Origin of the sequence: Afipia birgiae 34632, from assembly GCF_000308295.2 — a bacterium.
In the GTDB taxonomy this organism is placed as follows: domain Bacteria; phylum Pseudomonadota; class Alphaproteobacteria; order Rhizobiales; family Xanthobacteraceae; genus Afipia; species Afipia birgiae.
The window spans coordinates 77043-93222 of the sequence record NZ_HG326653.1 but is presented as its reverse complement, the minus strand read 5'-3'; the positions used below and the strand labels follow the sequence as shown (position 1 = coordinate 93222).

Sequence of the window (16180 nt, the reverse complement as noted above, 5' to 3'; positions counted from 1 at the left end):
TCTCCGGTCATTTGTTGAGACATGCTCGCTCGATCCGGAAATCGCGGTGCGACCGCAGTACCAAATGCCGGATCGCGGTGGCCGGACCATGGACTGCGACTATGACAGTCAGATTGGGCCGCCGCCGCGGCGCGCTGCGGCAATTTTCCCCTCATCCGCTGAGCCGATTTTCAGGCCTTGAAATAAACCACCTGCGAGGTGGTCGCGAGCAGACGCCCGCTCGGGCTCCACAACTCGCCGGTCTGGTCGCTGAAGCTCTTGTGAAAAATGTTCGCGTCGGCGGCGCCCAGCACCATCGTGGTGTCGTCTGCGGCAAGGTCCGCCGCGTCGGCATGAAACACTGTCGTCATCGACACCGTGCCGATCGGCACGATCGTGCCGCGGACATGGAAGATGCGTGCGAAGAAGGTGTCGGACATCGACAGCAGCGACAGGAAATCGATTCGCCGGGGTGTGGTGTCGCTGAGCCACATCCTGGAATACGCGCTCGCCGGGACATCGTGCGGGGTGTTGCCGTAACCCGGCGCGCCCTCCACGAAGCGAAACTGATACTGCCGCACCCAGGCCGCGATGCCGCTGTCCGGTAACGGTTTGGCCTCGTCGAACGGAGGGGCTTCGGGCATTGTCGCCGGTTGATGTGACCATGAGGGGCGGCGAACCGCGAACACGGCGGTCATGAATGCCGCGACGCCGTCGTCCTGCAGCAGTTCGACCATCCAGTGCTGCGTTGAACGGGTCGCCTTTATCAGGCGCACAGTGAGGTCGAATGTGCCGCGCGCCACCGGCGCGCACAGGTTCACGGTGACCGACAGCGGATCGCCGGCGCATTCCGGCTGCACCATGATCGCGCGCAGCATCGTCGCGGCGGTGGCCCCGCCGAACGGGCCGACGAAGGCGAAATAATCTTCGCTGGCGGTGCCGCGCCAGCGTCCGCCCACGGCGGTGACCTGGGTGGCGCGGTCGAACGGATGGGCGGTGTCGTTCACGGTGGTCTCAGGCGTCTTCTCAAGCATCAATGGCTCCCACATGCGACCGAACTTTGCGCAGGACCGGGTGCTGAATTCAATGACGTGCGAGGTAATGGCGGTTATGCGCGGTGACGCCGAACGTCACGACCTGTACTAGATTGACGCGGTATGTCGAACACAGGAGGTCAGAATGATGGCTTTCGCGCGCGTACTCTCCGCAACGCTGGTGATCATGGCTCCGGGCATGGCCTTCGCCGGCCCGGCGGAGGAGGCGAATGCGGTGATCGACGGGGTTGGTCGGCAACCTACAGCGCCAACGACCGTGATGCGCTGGTGAAGCTTTACACGCCGGATGCCATTCTGCTCGGCACCACCAGTCCGATCGTTTCGAAGGGAACCGAGGGGCTTCAGAAATATTTCGAGATGTTGCCGGGCAGCGGGCGAAAGAACGCCATCACCGAGCGCTACACGATTGTGCTCAACGACGACGCTGTGGTCGGCACCGGCCTTTATACATTTAGCCGGGCGGCGGAGGGCGATGCGCCGCGGCCTTCGCGCTTCACCATGCTGGTGGTCAGGCGGGACGGCAAATGGATGATCGCGCATCACCATTCCTCGCCGCGCGCGGCGACGCGGCAATAGCCGTGCCTCAAACGCTGCACCGTGGATACGCGGTCGATGGTTCGCCGTAGCGCGAAGGCGATTGGAGCTGTCACAATCAAGTCGCAAGGCGTGCTATTCTGAATGTAAACCGGGAGGTTCAGATGGCGGATAACGACGGCATCAAGATCGCCAGTCTCACGCACGACTTCGTGACGAAGAAGTCATTTGTCGGATTGGTGTGGGAAAGCGACGCCAGCAAGTCATTGGGGCTGGAGGTGCCATTTTGCTGCAGCCCGGAGCAACTTCCGGCTGAAGCCGAAAGTGCCGTGCGCAAGCTTTCCCATGAACTCGCTTCAATACCCATCACGGTTGTGCCCTGAGGTTCGCGCGAGGAATCGCCGGTCAGCGAATTGACGCAGCCAGTTGTTGCGCAACTTTGCGATGGCCTTCCACCGTCAGGTGAATACCGTCTGCAAGACGCAGACCGCTTTGAAGGGCCGATCTCACATAGCCGTCCACTTCAATGATGCGGATGCCGCGGGCGTGCAGGCGCTTTCGGATTTCAGACCTATTGGCTGCGGCTTCTGCTTCGCTGATGCCCTTCCTGCGATCGTTGCCGCCAATCTGAAGAATGACGATCTTCGTTCCGTTCGGCGCCACGCTCGATAATCGCGCCAGCATGCCGCCAGTGGTGTCACCGCTGACGCCTGCGTTGCTCACCGACATCGGCCGGCCCTTCGCACGCAGAAGTTCTTCCAGCACGGCGGGATAGGCCGCCGATGGACCGACGCCATATCCGGCGGTGTTGCTGGCGCCGAGCGCGATAATCTGGGCGCTGGAATTCGTGGTGGTGGCAACCGTCAGCAAGCAGATGAGGATCAGGCTTCTGAGCATGTTCGGCAACTCCACGTTGGCTTCGCGACAAACCGCGCGGCGGTGAAATTATACCGTGGCTTTCTGCGGAAAGATCCAGTTTCCGAAATCCGCCAGATCACGATTCAAAATGATCAAGGAACAAATTAAGAACATTTTAGCAAGCCATTGATATATCATTGTGATTCGGCGCGCTGCGCCACCACATCTAGGGTCTGTCATCGGTCTTGAGGACTACATGTCCAATATCGCTTTCGACAACACGGCGCTGACGCGCATCGCGGACTTCGCCCGGACGCTCTCCCGTCTCCATACCGCTGCCCGGACGCGGCTGGTGGACGACGACCATATTGACCGCGAGTTCAACGCGGTCTGCATGTCGGTGTGGGGTTACACCACCGACGATTTCAGCGACGAGCTGTTTTCGCTGAAGGATCACGAGTTCCTCGATTCGCTGGACGAAGCACGAGCGCGGATTTTCGCCGCCGAGCACGGCTACGATCTGGTCGACGACACCGGCATTCTCACGGACTGGTGGGGCTATTGCTGGATGATCCTGGCCGAGCATCGCGGTTTGCTGACGCCGGAGATCAAGGCGCGGGCCCGGATGGAGATGGAAGAAAAATATCTCGCGGCGCCCAATGTGATCGGCGTCATCGTCGGGCGGTGAGCAGAGTTTGGAATTCCAGAAGAGGGCCGTCATCCTGAGGTGCGAGCACTTGCGAGCCTCTGACGGCGAGGCATAGGTTTTTCTGCGGCGTATCCTTCGAGGCTCGCCGTAAGTACGGCTCGCACCTCAGGATGACGCGCTATCGCGCAAAGCGGGTCCCTGCTGGCGGGGGCGAGGCGAAAAAACTCACAGCGCGCGCTTGGCTTTCGGCGTGGGGATCTTCGGCAAGGTAGCGTCCGGCGCCATAGGCTGCGCGAATTTGGGCTCGGGCACTGAGCCAGTAACATCCTGCGATGAATAGGTGTCCTCAGGCAGGTCGGCGGTGACCGGCGCAACCTTCATTTCGCCGAGACGCGCGCGCAACTCAGATGTCAGGCCCGGATAGCTGTTGATCGGCGTGAACTGCGCGGTCTGGCCGTTGGAATTCGTACCGGAATAGGCGACGAGCCCGTTTGAGGTGGCGACGATGTCGCCGGGACGCAGCGTGGTGTCGAGGGACAGATCGACCGGCGCGAGGCCAGCCGGGTCGCGGCCGTTGCAGGTGCAGTCTGCTTTCAGCGCCTTACGGTAGGCGAAGGCATTCGGCGTATCGACATAGCGCTCGCCCATGTGACCGACGGCATAGTCAATGCTGTTTCCGGAAAACACCTTGGTCTGGCTTGCCGGGCAGAACGACTGGCACATCTGTGCGGGCGTGCCGCCGCCGCGCGAGGTCAGCGGGAAATACCGGCCGTCGCAGGTTCGCACGCAATAGGTGGTGAAGCGGCCGCCGGACGATGCCACGGGCGGCGCGGGATCTGGATTGGACAGGCCGAACGGATCGGCGAAGGCATTGCTTGACGATTGCGGCGCTTGCCGCTGGGGTTTGTCGCCGCCGAACAGGAAATCGAAAATGCCGGCGGACGCCACGCGCGGCGCAAACACCACGGGCATTGCCAGCATGACAGTGAGAACAAGCGTCATGCGGCGCCGCACGCGCGAAATACGCAACTGTTTACGCAACACGCAACTCCACTCACGCAACGCTGACGCCTGCGGCAGGTTGATGCCGCAGCGTCAATGACCTTAAGGCGTGATGGTAAACGCGAGGTTAGGAGTGCGAATGCTCAAGGCGCGCTTCGCGCAATTTGACCATGACATACAGGGCGAGATTGGTCGGTGTTGCGATGCCGTGCTCCGTTCCCTTTCTCACGACATAGCCGTTCAGATAGTCGATCTCGGTGAGTTTGCCGCGCGCCAGATCCTGAGCGGTCGATGAGTACTGGGCCGGCATCGTGGCGGCGAGCGCCAGCGTCGCGTCACGCAGGGTTTCGGGAAGCGGGACCTTGAGCGCCCGCGCGACAGTCGTGCATTCATCGATCACGGCTGTCATCACGTCGGTGACGCCCGCGACCTTGAGCAGCGGTCCGTAAGGCAGGTCCGCAACCGCCGACAGAGCATTGTAGGCGCAGTTCGTAATCAGCTTAACCCATAACTCGCTGATGACGTTGTCCGAGACCATCGTCGGTATCGCGGCGTCGCTGAACTGACGCGCGATGTCTGCGCTGGCCGGCGATGGGCCGATAATCAGTTCGCCCCGCCCGTGGTGTTTGACATGGCCCGGCCCTGCCATCTCGGTGGCGACGTAAACGACGGCAGGAACCGCGATCTGCCGGATCGTTGTCTGCAGCCGCTCGGCATTGTCCACGCCGTTCTGAAGACAGAGGACCGTCGCGTCCGGTTTCAGGAAGGAAGCGATCGATTGTCCTGCAGACTCGGTGTCCGCCGATTTCACGCAGAACAGGACGACGTCCGCACCCTCGACACCCGAGGCCTCGCTTGTGGCTTGCACCGGAACGGCGCCGTTGAAGCTGCGGCTGTCAAATCTCAGGCCACCTTGTCCGATGGCTTCGACATGTTGCGGCCGCGCGATCAAAGTCACATCATGCCCGGCTCGCGCCAGCATCGCGCCGAAGTAGCTGCCGACGGCTCCGGCCCCCATCACCGCAATTTTCATCCGGTTCCCTCCCGCCAAGTCCGAAGCCGAGGCGCGCGCCTACGGCCTGAAGAACAGGAACGTCGCCAGCACGAAGGTTGGCAGCAGCACCAGCATCGACCAGACCATGAAGCCGAAGAAGCTCGGCATCCTCACACCGGCCTGCCGCGCGATGGCATAGACCATGAAGTTCGGCGCATTGCCGATATAGGTGTTGGCGCCCATGAAGACCGCGCCGGACGAGATCGCGGCCAGCGTCGCCGCCTTTGCGCCCATCAGCACCTGCGGATCGCCGCCGGCGAGCTGGAAGAACACGAGGTAAGTCGGCGCGTTGTCGAGGAACGACGACAGGATGCCGGTCAGCCAGAAAAAAGCCGCGGCGTTGTTGCTGCCATCGGCATTGGTAACAAGGCCGAGCAGGGCGGCGAACGGTCCCTGCGGGCCGGCCTGCAGCATTGCCATTACCGGAACGATGCAGATGAAGATGCCTGCAAAAAGAATCGCGACTTCCTGGATCGGTCCCCATGAGAAGCCGTTGGCGGCGCGGTCCGATTTGCGCGTTAGCGCCAGCGACCAGATCGTTACCATAATGAAGATCACGTCGCGCAGCAGATCCTGAATTCGCAACTCAACACCGGCGACGAAGAGTGAAACACCGGGCTTCCATTGCGCGCTCATCAGGATGGCGGCGATGATGACCGCGATCAGGACGAGATTTATTTTACCGTGAAGCCTGAGCGGCGAGTCGGGCGTTGGATCCTTTTTTTGCGAGAAACGGCCCTCGCGGTGATGCATGTAAAGATCGATCGCCATGAAGACGGCGAGCACGACACCGCCCACGAACAGCGTTTCCTGCCACAAATGTTTTGTGGTCCAGAAGAAATCGACGCCTTTCAGAAAGCCGATGAACAGCGGCGGATCACCGAGCGGCGACAGTGCGCCGCCGATATTGGCGACGAGGAAAATGAAGAACACCACGACGTGTGCATTGTACTTGCGGTCGTCGTTGGCGCGGATCAGCGGGCGGATCAGGATCATCGCTGCACCGGTAGTGCCGACGATGCTGGCGATCACCGAACCGGCCGCGAGCAGGCCTGTGTTGGTGAGCACGCTGCCGGGCAGGTTGCCTTCGAGGTAGATCCCGCCTGCCGTCACGAACAGCGCCAGCAGCAGCAGGATGAACGGCATGTATTCAAGAAAAGCGGTGTGCGCGAGCGTCGTCGTCACAGTGGAAACATCGGCGGTCGCAAACAGCGGGATCACGATCAGCGCCGCCCAGAAAGCGGTGAACTTGCCGTAGTGATGCTCCCAGACGTGGGGATAGAACACCGGGCCGGTGGCGATACACAAGAGAATGCCGACGAACGGCAGCGCCCAGAGGATCGACAGCTTTGCGCCGTCCAGCCCTTCGGCGGCGAAGGCGGGCGCGGGGAACAGCAATAGCGCGAGAATGGCGGCGGCAAGTCCGAAGCGGGCGCGGCGGGTGAAGGCCCGTTGCGGGCGCGTGCTGCAGTCAGTCAACATACCTCCTCGCGCCTCGCTCCCGCAGGCAGGATGAAGGCGCAGACGTCAGCTCTTGAGAAACTCGCCCGCCTTGTAGAGCGCGCGGAACGGAATGCCGGCTTCGGCGAAGGCTTCGGTCGCGCCTTCGTCGCGGTCGAGCATGGTAAAGACCAGCACGACTTCGCCGCCCGAATCCTTCACCGCATCCACCGCCTTGATCGCCGAACCGCCGGTGGTGGTGACGTCCTCGACGATAACGATGCGTTTGCCGCTCAGGCTCTCGCCCTTGGCGAGACCTTCGACGGCGAGCCGCGCGCCGTGCTCCTTGGGCTTCTTGCGCACGAAGAAGGCCGCAATGGGATGGCCCTTGAGCCACGACAGTTGGGCGATCGCGCCGGCGATCGGCACCGCACCCATCTCCAGTCCGCCGATGTAATCGATCTTGTCGTCCTTGAGGGCATCCAGCGACAGTTCGGCGAGCAGCGCCGCGCCTTCCGGATCAAGCATGGTGGGCTTCAGGTTGAAATAGAAATCGCTCTTGCGGCCGGAGGCCAGCGTGATCTCGCCGCGCCCGAACGAGCGTTTGCGGATGATGTCGGCGAGGCGGGCGCGGGACGCTGATTTGGACAAGGCGATCTCTTCAAGCTGTGGGAAATTGGCGGGATTTTACCTCTCGCGCCGTGGACATTCCACAGTGGATCGCTCACCGTCAACAGCGCAAGGTCAATAAAAGGCAGCAAATGACCATCGACTTTTACGCCTGGAATACGCCCAACGGCCGCAAGATCAGCATCGCACTCGAGGAAATGGGCCTGCCCTACAAGGTGCATCCAATCAATATCTCCAAGGATGAGCAGTTTGCGCCGGATTTTCTCAAGATCAGCCCGAACAACAAGATTCCCGCCATTGTCGATCCGGATGGCCCGCACGGCAAACCGGTCAGTATCTTCGAATCCGGGGCGATTCTGCTGTACCTCGGCGAGAAGACCGGAAAATTCCTGCCGAAGGATCTCGGCGAACGCATCCCGGTGCTGGAATGGCTGATGTGGCAGATGGGCGGCTTCGGGCCGATGCCGGGCCAGGTGCATCATTTCATCGCACTGGAGAACGAGCAGGACCGCCGCTACGGCCTCGAGCGTTTTTCAAAGGAGACGCGCCGGCTCTATGGCGTGCTGGATCGCCGCCTCGTGGGGCGTGAATTTGTCGCGGACAAGATTTCGGTCGCTGACTTCGCCATTCTCGGCTGGGCGTGGCGCCACGAGCGTCACAAGGTGTCGCTCGACGATTTCCCGAATGTGAAGCGCTGGTATGCGGCGATGATGGCGCGGCCGGGCGTGGCAAAGGGATTTGAGGTCGGCTTGAGTTAGCCCCGGTTCGTGCTGAACGCGAACCAGACCGCAATAGCAGCCAGCAGTACGGCGAGCACACGACGGACGGTCCGGCGTTTCTCGGGTGTCGCGATAACGGTTTGCAGGCGGGATGCAAGCAGCACGATGATGAGATGGATCGCGGTGGCGATGCCGACGTAGATCGCCGACAGCATCAGCGTCTGCGCTGCCACCGAACCCCTGCCGATCTGGACGAAGTCTGGCAGCACGGCGACATAAAAGACCGCGGCCTTTGGATTGAGGAGGTTGGTAATCAATCCGCGTCGGAATGCGATCCATGGCCCGACCATGTCGTTGTCGCCGGTCGCGTCCGGCGCAGTCTCACGTTCGGCCGCCCACGCGTCCCATGCGAGCCAGAGCAGATAAGCCACGCCGCCCCAGCGCAGCGTCTCGTAGAGAAACGTAGAATTGTCGATGATCGCACTGAGGCCGAGCGACGCCGCCACGCCATAGACCGAGAGTCCAAGAGCTATCCCCGCAACAGCCGCGATGCCGGCGCGAGCCCCCTGCGAGAGCGACAGTGCCGCCAGATAGGCCATGTTTGGCCCAGGTGTGATCTCGATGACGACGCATGTCAGAGCGAAGGCCAGCAGGGAGGCGGACAAGGCGCTGATCATTCGCTTGTCATAGTCCTTTGCGTTCCATCAATGCGCCTCGTCCCAGTTGCTGGCGGCGCGGGCATCAACCTGCAACGGCACTGACAGCGAGACCGCCGGGAACGGCGCGTCCTGCATCACATGCTGGACCACAGGCAGGGTGTTCGCGACCTCATCCTCCGGAACTTCGAAGATCAGTTCGTCGTGAACCTGCAGCAGCATCTGGGCTGACAGCTTCTTTTCGGCGAGCGCGTCCTCCATCCGGATCATGGCGCGGCGGATGATGTCGGCCGCCGAGCCTTGCAGGCGCGCGTTGATGGCGGCGCGCTCGTTGAACGAGCGGATCGAGGGATTGCTCGCCTTGATATCGGGATAGTGGCACTTGCGGCCGAAGATCGTCTCGACATAGCCGTGTTCACGGCAGAAGTCGCGCGTCGCATCCATATAGGCGCGGATGCCGGGGAAGCGCTCGAAGTATTTCTTGATATACGCGCCGGCTTCCTCGCGCGGAATGCCGAGCTGGTTGGCGAGGCCGAACGCCGAGATGCCGTAAATGATGCCGAAGTTGATTGCCTTGGCGCGGCGGCGCACTTCGGACGGCATGTCCTTGATCGGCACGCCGAACATTTCCGATGCGGTCATGGCGTGAATGTCCAGCTTGTCCTGGAACGCCTGTTTCAGCGACGGGATGTCTGCGATCTCCGCCAGCAATCGCAGCTCGATCTGCGAGTAATCCGCCGACACCAGCTTGTGGCCCTTGGTGGCGACGAAAGCCTTGCGGATCTTGCGGCCGTCCTCGGTGCGCACCGGAATGTTCTGCAGGTTCGGCTCGTTGGACGACAGCCGCCCCGTGGTGGTCGCGGCCAGCGCGTAGGTGGTGTGCACGCGATGGGTCTGCGGATTGACGTATTCCGGCAGCGAGTCGGTATAGGTCGACTTCAGCTTGGTGACCTGCCGCCATTCCAGAATGCGCTTTGGGAAGTCATGACCGGCTTCAGCCAGTTCGTCGAGAATCTGCGCCGAGGTGGACCATGCGCCGGTTTTGGTTTTCGCGCCGCCCGGCAGGCCCATCTTGCCGAACATGATGTCGCCGAGCTGTTTCGGGCTGCCCGGATTGATCGGCTCGCCCGCCATTTTCTGAATGTCGGCTTCGACCCGCGCGGCGGTCTGCGCGAACTCGCCGGAGAGGCGCGACAGCACCTGGCGGTCGATGGAAATGCCGCGCCGTTCCATCCGTGCGAGCACGGACACCAGCGGACGTTCCAGCGTCTCGTAAACCGTGTTGACGCCATAGGCCATCAGCCGCGGCTTCAGCACGCGCCACAACCGCAAGGTGACGTCGGCGCGTTCGGCGGCATATTCGGTGGCCTTGTCGACCGGTACCTGATCGAAAGCAATGCGGTTCTTGCCGCTGCCGATGAGCTCTCCGAAACCAATGGCCTTGTGGCCGAACCAGCTCTCGGCCAGTGACTCGTGATCGTGCTTGGCGCGGCCCGCATCGAGCACGTAGGAAATCAGGATGGTGTCGTCGACCGGCGCCATGTCGATACCGTGCTGCGCCAGCACCACTGTATCGAACTTCAGATCGTGCCCGATCTTGAGAACCCCGGGATCAGTCAGCAGCGGTTTGAGCGCAGCCAGCGCATCGGCGGTCTTGATCTGGTCCGGGGCCAGCCCACCGGCAAACAGCCCCGACCCGTCGCCGGGCTTGGTGTGACCAAGCGGCACGTAGCAGGCTTCACCGGCACCGGTGGCGAGCGAGATGCCGCAGATCTCCGCCTGCATCGGATCGGCGCTTGAAGTTTCAACCGTCACGGCAACCTGGCCGATGTCGAAAGCGCGCGCGATCCGCCGCTGCAACTCTTCAACGGTCCTGATCGTCGCGTGGGCGGCGCGATTGAATTTGGCGTTGCGCGCTTCCGCGGCGCGCGCGTCGGCGAGCGCCTTCGGGGTTTGAGGCGCGGTTGTTCTTCTCCCTCCCCCGCTTGCGGGGGAGGGTGGGGAGGGGGCATTCGTGCGGTCGAAGAGACCTCCTCCCGCCGCGAGCGGGAGAGGTGAAGAAGTGCCCCTTGCAAACAGATCAGGCTCGCCGCCCAGCGGCGGTGTCGCGGGAGACGAGGCGGCGACGTCGGCGGGCGCGAACGCGCTTTTCATGCCGGCGTCGGCTTCGACATCCGACGGATCAATCTGCGCGTACTCGGCAACGCGCCGCGTCAGGGTCGAGAATTCCATCGCTTTGAGAAAAGCGATCAGCTTGCGCGAATCCGGTTCGTGCACGGCAAGCTCGTCGAGCGGCACGTCCAGCGCCACACGATCGTCGAGCTGTACCAGCTTCTTCGAGATGCGTGCTTTCTCGGCGTGCTCGATCAGCGCTTCGCGCCGCTTGGGCTGCTTGATTTCCGGCGCGCGCTTGAGCAGCGTTTCGAGGTCGCCGTATTCGGTGATGAGCTGTGCCGCTGTCTTGACGCCGATGCCCGGCACGCCGGGCACGTTGTCGACCGAGTCGCCCGCCAGCGCCTGCACCTCGACCACCTTTTCGGGCGGCACGCCGAACTTCTCGATCACCTCGGGAATGCCGATGCGGCGATCCTTCATGGTGTCGTACATCGACACACAATCGGTCACGAGCTGCATCAGATCCTTATCGCTGGACACGATGGTGGCGGTCGCGCCGCGCTCGCAGGCTTCGCGCACATAGGTGGCGATCAGGTCGTCGGCCTCGAAGCCGGACTGTTCGAGACAGGGCAGGTCGAAGGCGCGCACCGCTTCCCGGATCAGAGCGAACTGCGGGATGAGGTCGTCAGGCGCTGGCGCCCGCTGCGCCTTGTACTCGGGATAGAGCTTGTTGCGGAACGTGACCTCGGACTTGTCGAAAATGATGGCGAGGTGGGTCGGCCGGTTGTCCGGCGGCATGTCGCGCATCAGCTTCCACAGCATGTTGCAGAAACCGAGCACGGCGTTGACCTGCAGGCCGTCGGACTTGCGGTTCAGCGGCGGCAGCGCGTGATAGGCGCGGAAGATGTAGCCCGAGCCATCCACCAGAAAGACGTGATCGCCTTTGGCGGGGGCGTTGGTTGCAGGAGCTTTCGCCGCCGCAGCTTTGGCGGGCGGCTCTTTGACAGCGGCGGGTTTCGCGGCGGGTGATTTCGCAGGGGATGCAGGCTTTTTCGGCATGGCCGCAACTTAAGGATTTTGGCCGCGAATAACACCCCCGAGCGGCAGGGTTGCACATCAGAATTCGTCATGGCCGGGCTTGACCCGGCCATCCACGGTTTTTCTGCTGCATGTTCCGAAGGCATGGATCACCGGGTCAAGCCCGGTGATGACGGTCTGTATGCGATGACAGAGCCGCGCCTACTCCGCCGCCTGAAAAGCCGGACGCGTCTGCTTCGGCGCGATCCAGAACATGGCGGGCCGTTCGAACAGGAAGTTCAGCCCGGCGCGTTTCGCCCCCCACCACATCGCCAGTGCGCCGAGCGCGGCCGCAATGGTGTCGATCAACGAGATCAGGCCGATGTCCGGAATGATATCGGTCTTCAGCAGCACCACCCGCGTGATCGCCATCGGCAGGAAGAACGCCAGATAGATGACGATGGAGTGCTCGCCGAAATAGCGCAGGAAGCCGAGCCAGTTGGCGCGAGCCAGCAGCGCACCGCCGACGACGACGGCGGCAGCGCCGGCAAATCCGAGCACCAGCGAAATCACCGGCCTGTCGCCGAAGCCGGCGAACACCACAACGCCATTGATCAGCGCCCATGCCGCGAGACCGGCCAGCGCGAGGCCCGGCTTGTCGCGCGCACGATCGGCCAGCACGAACACGTAATTCGCGAACAGGTAGCCGGAATAGAAATAGACGAAGCGCGCGGCGAATTCGTCGATCACGGTCCAGCCGGTCGCGACATGCGAGGCCTCAAGCAATGCGGCGATCAGCCAGATCAGCGCCGCGGGAATGCGCAGTGTCGCCTTGGTCACGACGAAGAACACCGGCAGCAGGTAGATGAACCACAGCGTGCCGAACGGCTCGATGAAAGATTGCAGATACATGATGCCGACATGGCTCCAGCCCTGCTCGGCGGCGAAGCCCGGGGCCTTGAAGCCGAATTGGATGGTCACCCACAGCACATAGAAGTAGGCGAAATGGACCACCTTGCGGTCCAGATAGGTGCGCCAGTCGCGGCCGATCACCCGCGCCAGAAACAGCCCTGAAATCAGGAAGAAATCCGGCATCCGGAACGGTTTTGCAAACTCGACGAACAGGTGCATGAAGCCCTGTTTGCCCGCGGCCGCCTCGACGCCCAGCGTCGAATGCATCATCACCACCATGACGATGCAGATGCCTTTGGCATAGTCGACCCAGTCGATCCGCTCGGAGACGGGGGACAGGTGCGTGCCGGATGTGCCGTTGTTGCTCATCGTGTCTCGTTTCGGTCCAACTGCGCGCCATCATGGGGCGGATGGGTTTCTTTCTCCTTTATTCGTACAAATGTTGTGCCCACTTCACGCGGAATTGCGCTAAAAGCGCCCGCGAAAGCAACATCGTTAATTTTCTCAAGGGACAGGTAACTTCATGCGGATTGCCATGATTGGCACGGGCTATGTGGGGCTGGTGTCCGGCGCCTGTTTCGCGGATTTCGGCCATCGCGTGACCTGCGTCGATACCGACGCTGGCAAGATCACCGCCCTCAATCGCGGTGAAATCCCGATTTTCGAGCCCGATCTGGACCGGCTGGTGGCAGCCTCCGTGAGCGCCGGACGGCTCGATTTCACCACCGACCTGGCAGGCCCGGTCGGTGAGGCGGACGCGGTGTTCATCGCGGTCGGCACGCCGTCGCGGCGTGGCGACGGCCATGCCGACCTGACCTACGTCCATGCGGCGGCCCGCGAGATCGCCAGGGCCCTGCAGGGCTTCACCGTCGTCGTAACCAAGTCCACAGTGCCGGTCGGCACCGGCGACGAGGTCGAGCGCATTATCCGCGAGACCAATCCTCAGGCCGATATCGCTGTCGCATCCAATCCGGAATTCCTGCGCGAGGGCGCCGCGATCCGCGACTTCAAGCATCCGGACCGGATCGTGGTCGGAACGTCCGACGAGCGCGCGCGCAAGGTTCTCGGCGAGGTCTATCGTCCGCTGTATCTCAACCAGGCGCCGATCATGTACACCGAGCGGCGCACGGCGGAGCTGATCAAATACGCCGCCAACGCATTCCTCGCGACCAAGATCACCTTCATCAACGAGATGGCGGATCTGTCGGAAAAAGTGGGTGCCGATGTACAGGAGGTTGCGCGCGGCATCGGGCTCGACAACCGCATCGGTCCGAAATTTCTCAACGCCGGTCCCGGCTTCGGCGGCTCGTGTTTTCCGAAGGACACCCGCGCGCTGGTGAAGACCGCACTGGACCACGATGTGCCGCTGCGCATCGTCGAAGCCGTGCTCGCGGTTAACGACAATCGGAAGCGCGCGATGGCGCGCAAGGTCTCGAGCGCGCTCGGCGGCAATTTGCGCGGCAAGACCATCGGTTTGCTGGGTCTGACCTTCAAGCCGGATACTGACGACATGCGCGAAGCGCCGTCGATCCCGCTGGTGACGGGTCTGCTCGATCTTGGCGCCAAGGTGCGCGCCTACGATCCCGCGGGCATGGAGCAGGCCAAGAAGGAACTGCCCGACATTACGTATTGCGAGGACCCTTATGCGGTCGCCAGGGATGCCGATGCGCTGGTGATCGTCACCGAGTGGCGGCAGTTCCGCGCGCTCGATCTGAAGCGGCTCAAGCGCGAGATGGCGACACCCGTGATGGTCGATCTGCGCAACATTTATCGCCGCGACGAGATGGAAGAGCTGGGCTTCACCTACGAGAGCGTCGGGCGCGGGGCGGTTTGAGCTCGAGATTCGCTGCGTCATTGCGAGGAGCGTAAGCGACGAAGCAATCCATTCTTTGGCTCTGGATTGCTTCGCTTCGCTCGCAATGACGGCTATATCTATTCCGATGATCGCTTTCTCCACGCCTCTTCCCATCGACGCTGTTCTCGATGAGCTGACATCGACGCTCGCGCGCAGCAACACCGCGGTTTTGGTCGCTCCGCCCGGCGCGGGCAAGACCACGCGGGTGCCGCTGGCGTTGCTGGATGCAGCATGGGTCGGCAAGAAGAAGATCATCGTGCTGGAACCACGCCGGATCGCCGCGCGCGCTGCAGCCGAGCGCATGGCGCAAACATTGGGAGAGAAAGTCGGCGAGACCGTCGGCTATCGTGTGCGCTTCGGCTCGAAGGTCTCGCGTGCGACCCGGATCGAGGTGGTCACCGAGGGCATCTTCACGCGGCAGATTCTCGACGATCCGGAACTGTCAGGCGTTGCCGCGGTGCTGTTCGACGAATTCCACGAACGCTCGCTCGATGCGGATCTGGGTCTTGCCCTCGCACGCGACGCGCAAACCGGACTACGTGAGGATTTGCGCATCCTTGTGATGTCCGCGACTCTGGACGGTGCGCGGGTGGCGAAGCTGCTCGGTGATGCGCCGGTGATCGCCAGCGAAGGCCGCGCGTTTCCTGTCGATACGCGTTATCTCAGCCGCAAGCCGGACGTGCAGATCGAGCGTCAGATGGCGGACGCCATTGCGACGGCGTTGCGCGCCGACAATGGATCGGTGCTGGCGTTTTTGCCTGGTGCCGCCGAAATCCGCCGCACGCAAACGTTTCTCAGCGAGCGCGTCAGCGATCCGAACACCGAGATCGTGCCGCTGTTCGGCGCGCTCGATGCAGCCGTACAGGATCGCGCGATTTCGCCGCCGCCCAGGGGGCAGCGCAAGGTGGTGCTGGCGACGTCGATTGCGGAGACGTCGCTCACCATCGAGGGCGTTCGGATCGTGGTCGATTCCGGCATGGCGCGAGTGCCGCGTTACGAACCTGACATCGGCCTGACGCGGCTGGAAACCATCCGCGCCTCGCGGGCTGCCGTCGATCAGCGGCGCGGCCGCGCCGGGCGCACCGAGCCCGGTGTGTGTTATCGCCTCTGGGACGAGCCGCAGACGGCATCGCTGGATGCTTATACACGGCCGGAGATTTTGTCGGCAGACCTGTCGTCGTTGGTGCTGGATCTCGCCCATTGGGGCGCGATCGATCCATCGGCGCTGGCGTTCCTCGATCCGCCGCCGCTACCGGCTCTGACCGAAGCGCGCGCGCTGCTGCGTGAATTGAATGCGCTTGATGGGTCCGGCCGGATCACTCCGGAGGGCAACAGTCTACGTGAGCTGGCGCTGCCGCCGCGCCTCGCGCGCATGATCGTGGATTCGCACCGGCTGGGCTCGGGCGATGAGGCTGCGTTGATCGCCGCCGTTCTCACCGAGCGCGGCCTCGGCGGCGACAGCGCCGATCTCGATGCGCGGCTGAATCAGTTCCGCCGCGACCGTTCGCAGCGCGCGCAAAGCGCGCGGCAGCTTGCGGAGCGCTGGGCGAAACAGGTCGCGCATCCTTCTCCCTCCCCCTGGTGGAGGAGGGCCGGGGAGGGGGTCTGTATCTTCGAATGCGCGAAAGAATACCCCACCACCCTACCCGACCGACCGGACGGACGGTACGGACGGTACCGGACGTACGTACGCGTACGTACGTCG

Annotated in this window: 16 protein-coding genes; 7 read left to right on the top strand and 9 right to left on the bottom strand. The window is 62.8% G+C overall.

Annotated elements, in window-relative coordinates; translation table 11 throughout:
- Positions 1-170: 170 nt before the first annotated feature.
- Entirely contained in the window at positions 171-1013 is an 843-nt protein-coding gene (locus tag BN32_RS14335; protein WP_040426721.1) for an acyl-CoA thioesterase, read from the bottom strand.
- Positions 1014-1158: 145 nt separating this feature from the next.
- Between BN32_RS14335 and BN32_RS27125 the strand changes: the two genes are divergently transcribed.
- The 3 genes from BN32_RS27125 to BN32_RS14325 all read left to right on the top strand — a co-directional run bounded on the left by BN32_RS27125 (position 1159) and on the right by BN32_RS14325 (position 1951).
- Complete coding sequence (locus tag BN32_RS27125; RefSeq protein ID WP_019199649.1) at positions 1159-1305, top strand: hypothetical protein; 147 nt, start codon at positions 1159-1161, stop codon at positions 1303-1305.
- The gene (locus BN32_RS14330; RefSeq protein WP_019199650.1) at positions 1302-1610 is read left to right on the top strand and encodes a DUF4440 domain-containing protein; all 309 of its coding nucleotides are present in this window, start codon (positions 1302-1304) and stop codon (positions 1608-1610) included. The genes BN32_RS27125 and BN32_RS14330 overlap by 4 nt, the downstream gene beginning before the upstream one ends.
- A gap of 122 nt (positions 1611-1732) precedes the next feature.
- A complete protein-coding gene (locus BN32_RS14325) occupies positions 1733-1951 on the top strand; it encodes a hypothetical protein (RefSeq protein WP_019199651.1) in 219 nt (72 codons plus the stop codon).
- Positions 1952-1973: 22 nt separating this feature from the next.
- Here BN32_RS14325 and BN32_RS14320 read toward each other — a convergent pair whose 3' ends face one another.
- The gene (locus tag BN32_RS14320; RefSeq protein ID WP_040426558.1) at positions 1974-2465 is read right to left on the bottom strand and encodes a GDSL-type esterase/lipase family protein; all 492 of its coding nucleotides are present in this window, start codon (positions 2463-2465) and stop codon (positions 1974-1976) included.
- 217 nt (positions 2466-2682) lie between these two features.
- Between BN32_RS14320 and BN32_RS14315 the strand changes: the two genes are divergently transcribed.
- Positions 2683-3114: a hypothetical protein gene (locus BN32_RS14315; protein WP_019199653.1), complete on the top strand. Its 432-nt coding sequence runs from the start codon at positions 2683-2685 to the stop codon at positions 3112-3114.
- Between the two features lie 186 nt (positions 3115-3300).
- On the opposite strand, the gene BN32_RS14310 is transcribed toward BN32_RS14315, so the two are convergent.
- The 4 genes from BN32_RS14310 to pyrE all read right to left on the bottom strand — a co-directional run bounded on the left by BN32_RS14310 (position 3301) and on the right by pyrE (position 7222).
- The gene (locus tag BN32_RS14310; protein ID WP_019199654.1) at positions 3301-4077 is read right to left on the bottom strand and encodes a DUF2865 domain-containing protein; all 777 of its coding nucleotides are present in this window, start codon (positions 4075-4077) and stop codon (positions 3301-3303) included.
- A gap of 127 nt (positions 4078-4204) precedes the next feature.
- The gene (locus tag BN32_RS14305; RefSeq protein ID WP_019199655.1) at positions 4205-5110 is read right to left on the bottom strand and encodes a ketopantoate reductase family protein; all 906 of its coding nucleotides are present in this window, start codon (positions 5108-5110) and stop codon (positions 4205-4207) included.
- Positions 5111-5149: 39 nt separating this feature from the next.
- Entirely contained in the window at positions 5150-6613 is a 1464-nt protein-coding gene (locus BN32_RS14300; protein WP_019199656.1) for a sodium:proton antiporter, read from the bottom strand.
- A 45-nt stretch (positions 6614-6658) separates the two neighbouring features.
- The gene (gene pyrE / locus BN32_RS14295; RefSeq protein ID WP_019199657.1) at positions 6659-7222 is read right to left on the bottom strand and encodes an orotate phosphoribosyltransferase; all 564 of its coding nucleotides are present in this window, start codon (positions 7220-7222) and stop codon (positions 6659-6661) included.
- Positions 7223-7332: 110 nt separating this feature from the next.
- Here pyrE and BN32_RS14290 point away from each other — a divergent pair, with 110 nt between their 5' ends.
- Positions 7333-7959 (top strand): glutathione S-transferase family protein, encoded by a 627-nt coding sequence (locus tag BN32_RS14290; protein WP_040426715.1) that lies wholly within the window; start codon positions 7333-7335, stop codon positions 7957-7959.
- Here the strand turns inward: BN32_RS14290 and BN32_RS14285 are convergent.
- From BN32_RS14285 to BN32_RS14275, 3 genes are all read right to left on the bottom strand, one after another.
- On the bottom strand, positions 7956-8597 hold the full coding sequence (locus BN32_RS14285) for a LysE family translocator (protein WP_019199659.1): 642 nt from the start codon (positions 8595-8597) through the stop codon (positions 7956-7958). The genes BN32_RS14290 and BN32_RS14285 overlap by 4 nt on opposite strands.
- 27 nt (positions 8598-8624) lie before the next feature.
- Complete coding sequence (gene polA / locus BN32_RS14280; protein ID WP_019199660.1) at positions 8625-11750, bottom strand: DNA polymerase I; 3126 nt, start codon at positions 11748-11750, stop codon at positions 8625-8627.
- Between the two features lie 180 nt (positions 11751-11930).
- On the bottom strand, positions 11931-12989 hold the full coding sequence (locus BN32_RS14275) for an acyltransferase family protein (protein WP_019199661.1): 1059 nt from the start codon (positions 12987-12989) through the stop codon (positions 11931-11933).
- 154 nt (positions 12990-13143) lie between these two features.
- On the opposite strand from BN32_RS14275, the gene BN32_RS14270 reads away from it, so the two are divergent.
- A complete protein-coding gene (locus BN32_RS14270; RefSeq protein ID WP_019199662.1) occupies positions 13144-14454 on the top strand; it encodes a UDP-glucose dehydrogenase family protein in 1311 nt (436 codons plus the stop codon).
- A 106-nt stretch (positions 14455-14560) separates the two neighbouring features.
- Positions 14561-16180: ATP-dependent helicase HrpB (gene hrpB, locus BN32_RS14265; protein ID WP_244438178.1), on the top strand; the 1620-nt coding region annotated here is incomplete at its 3' end.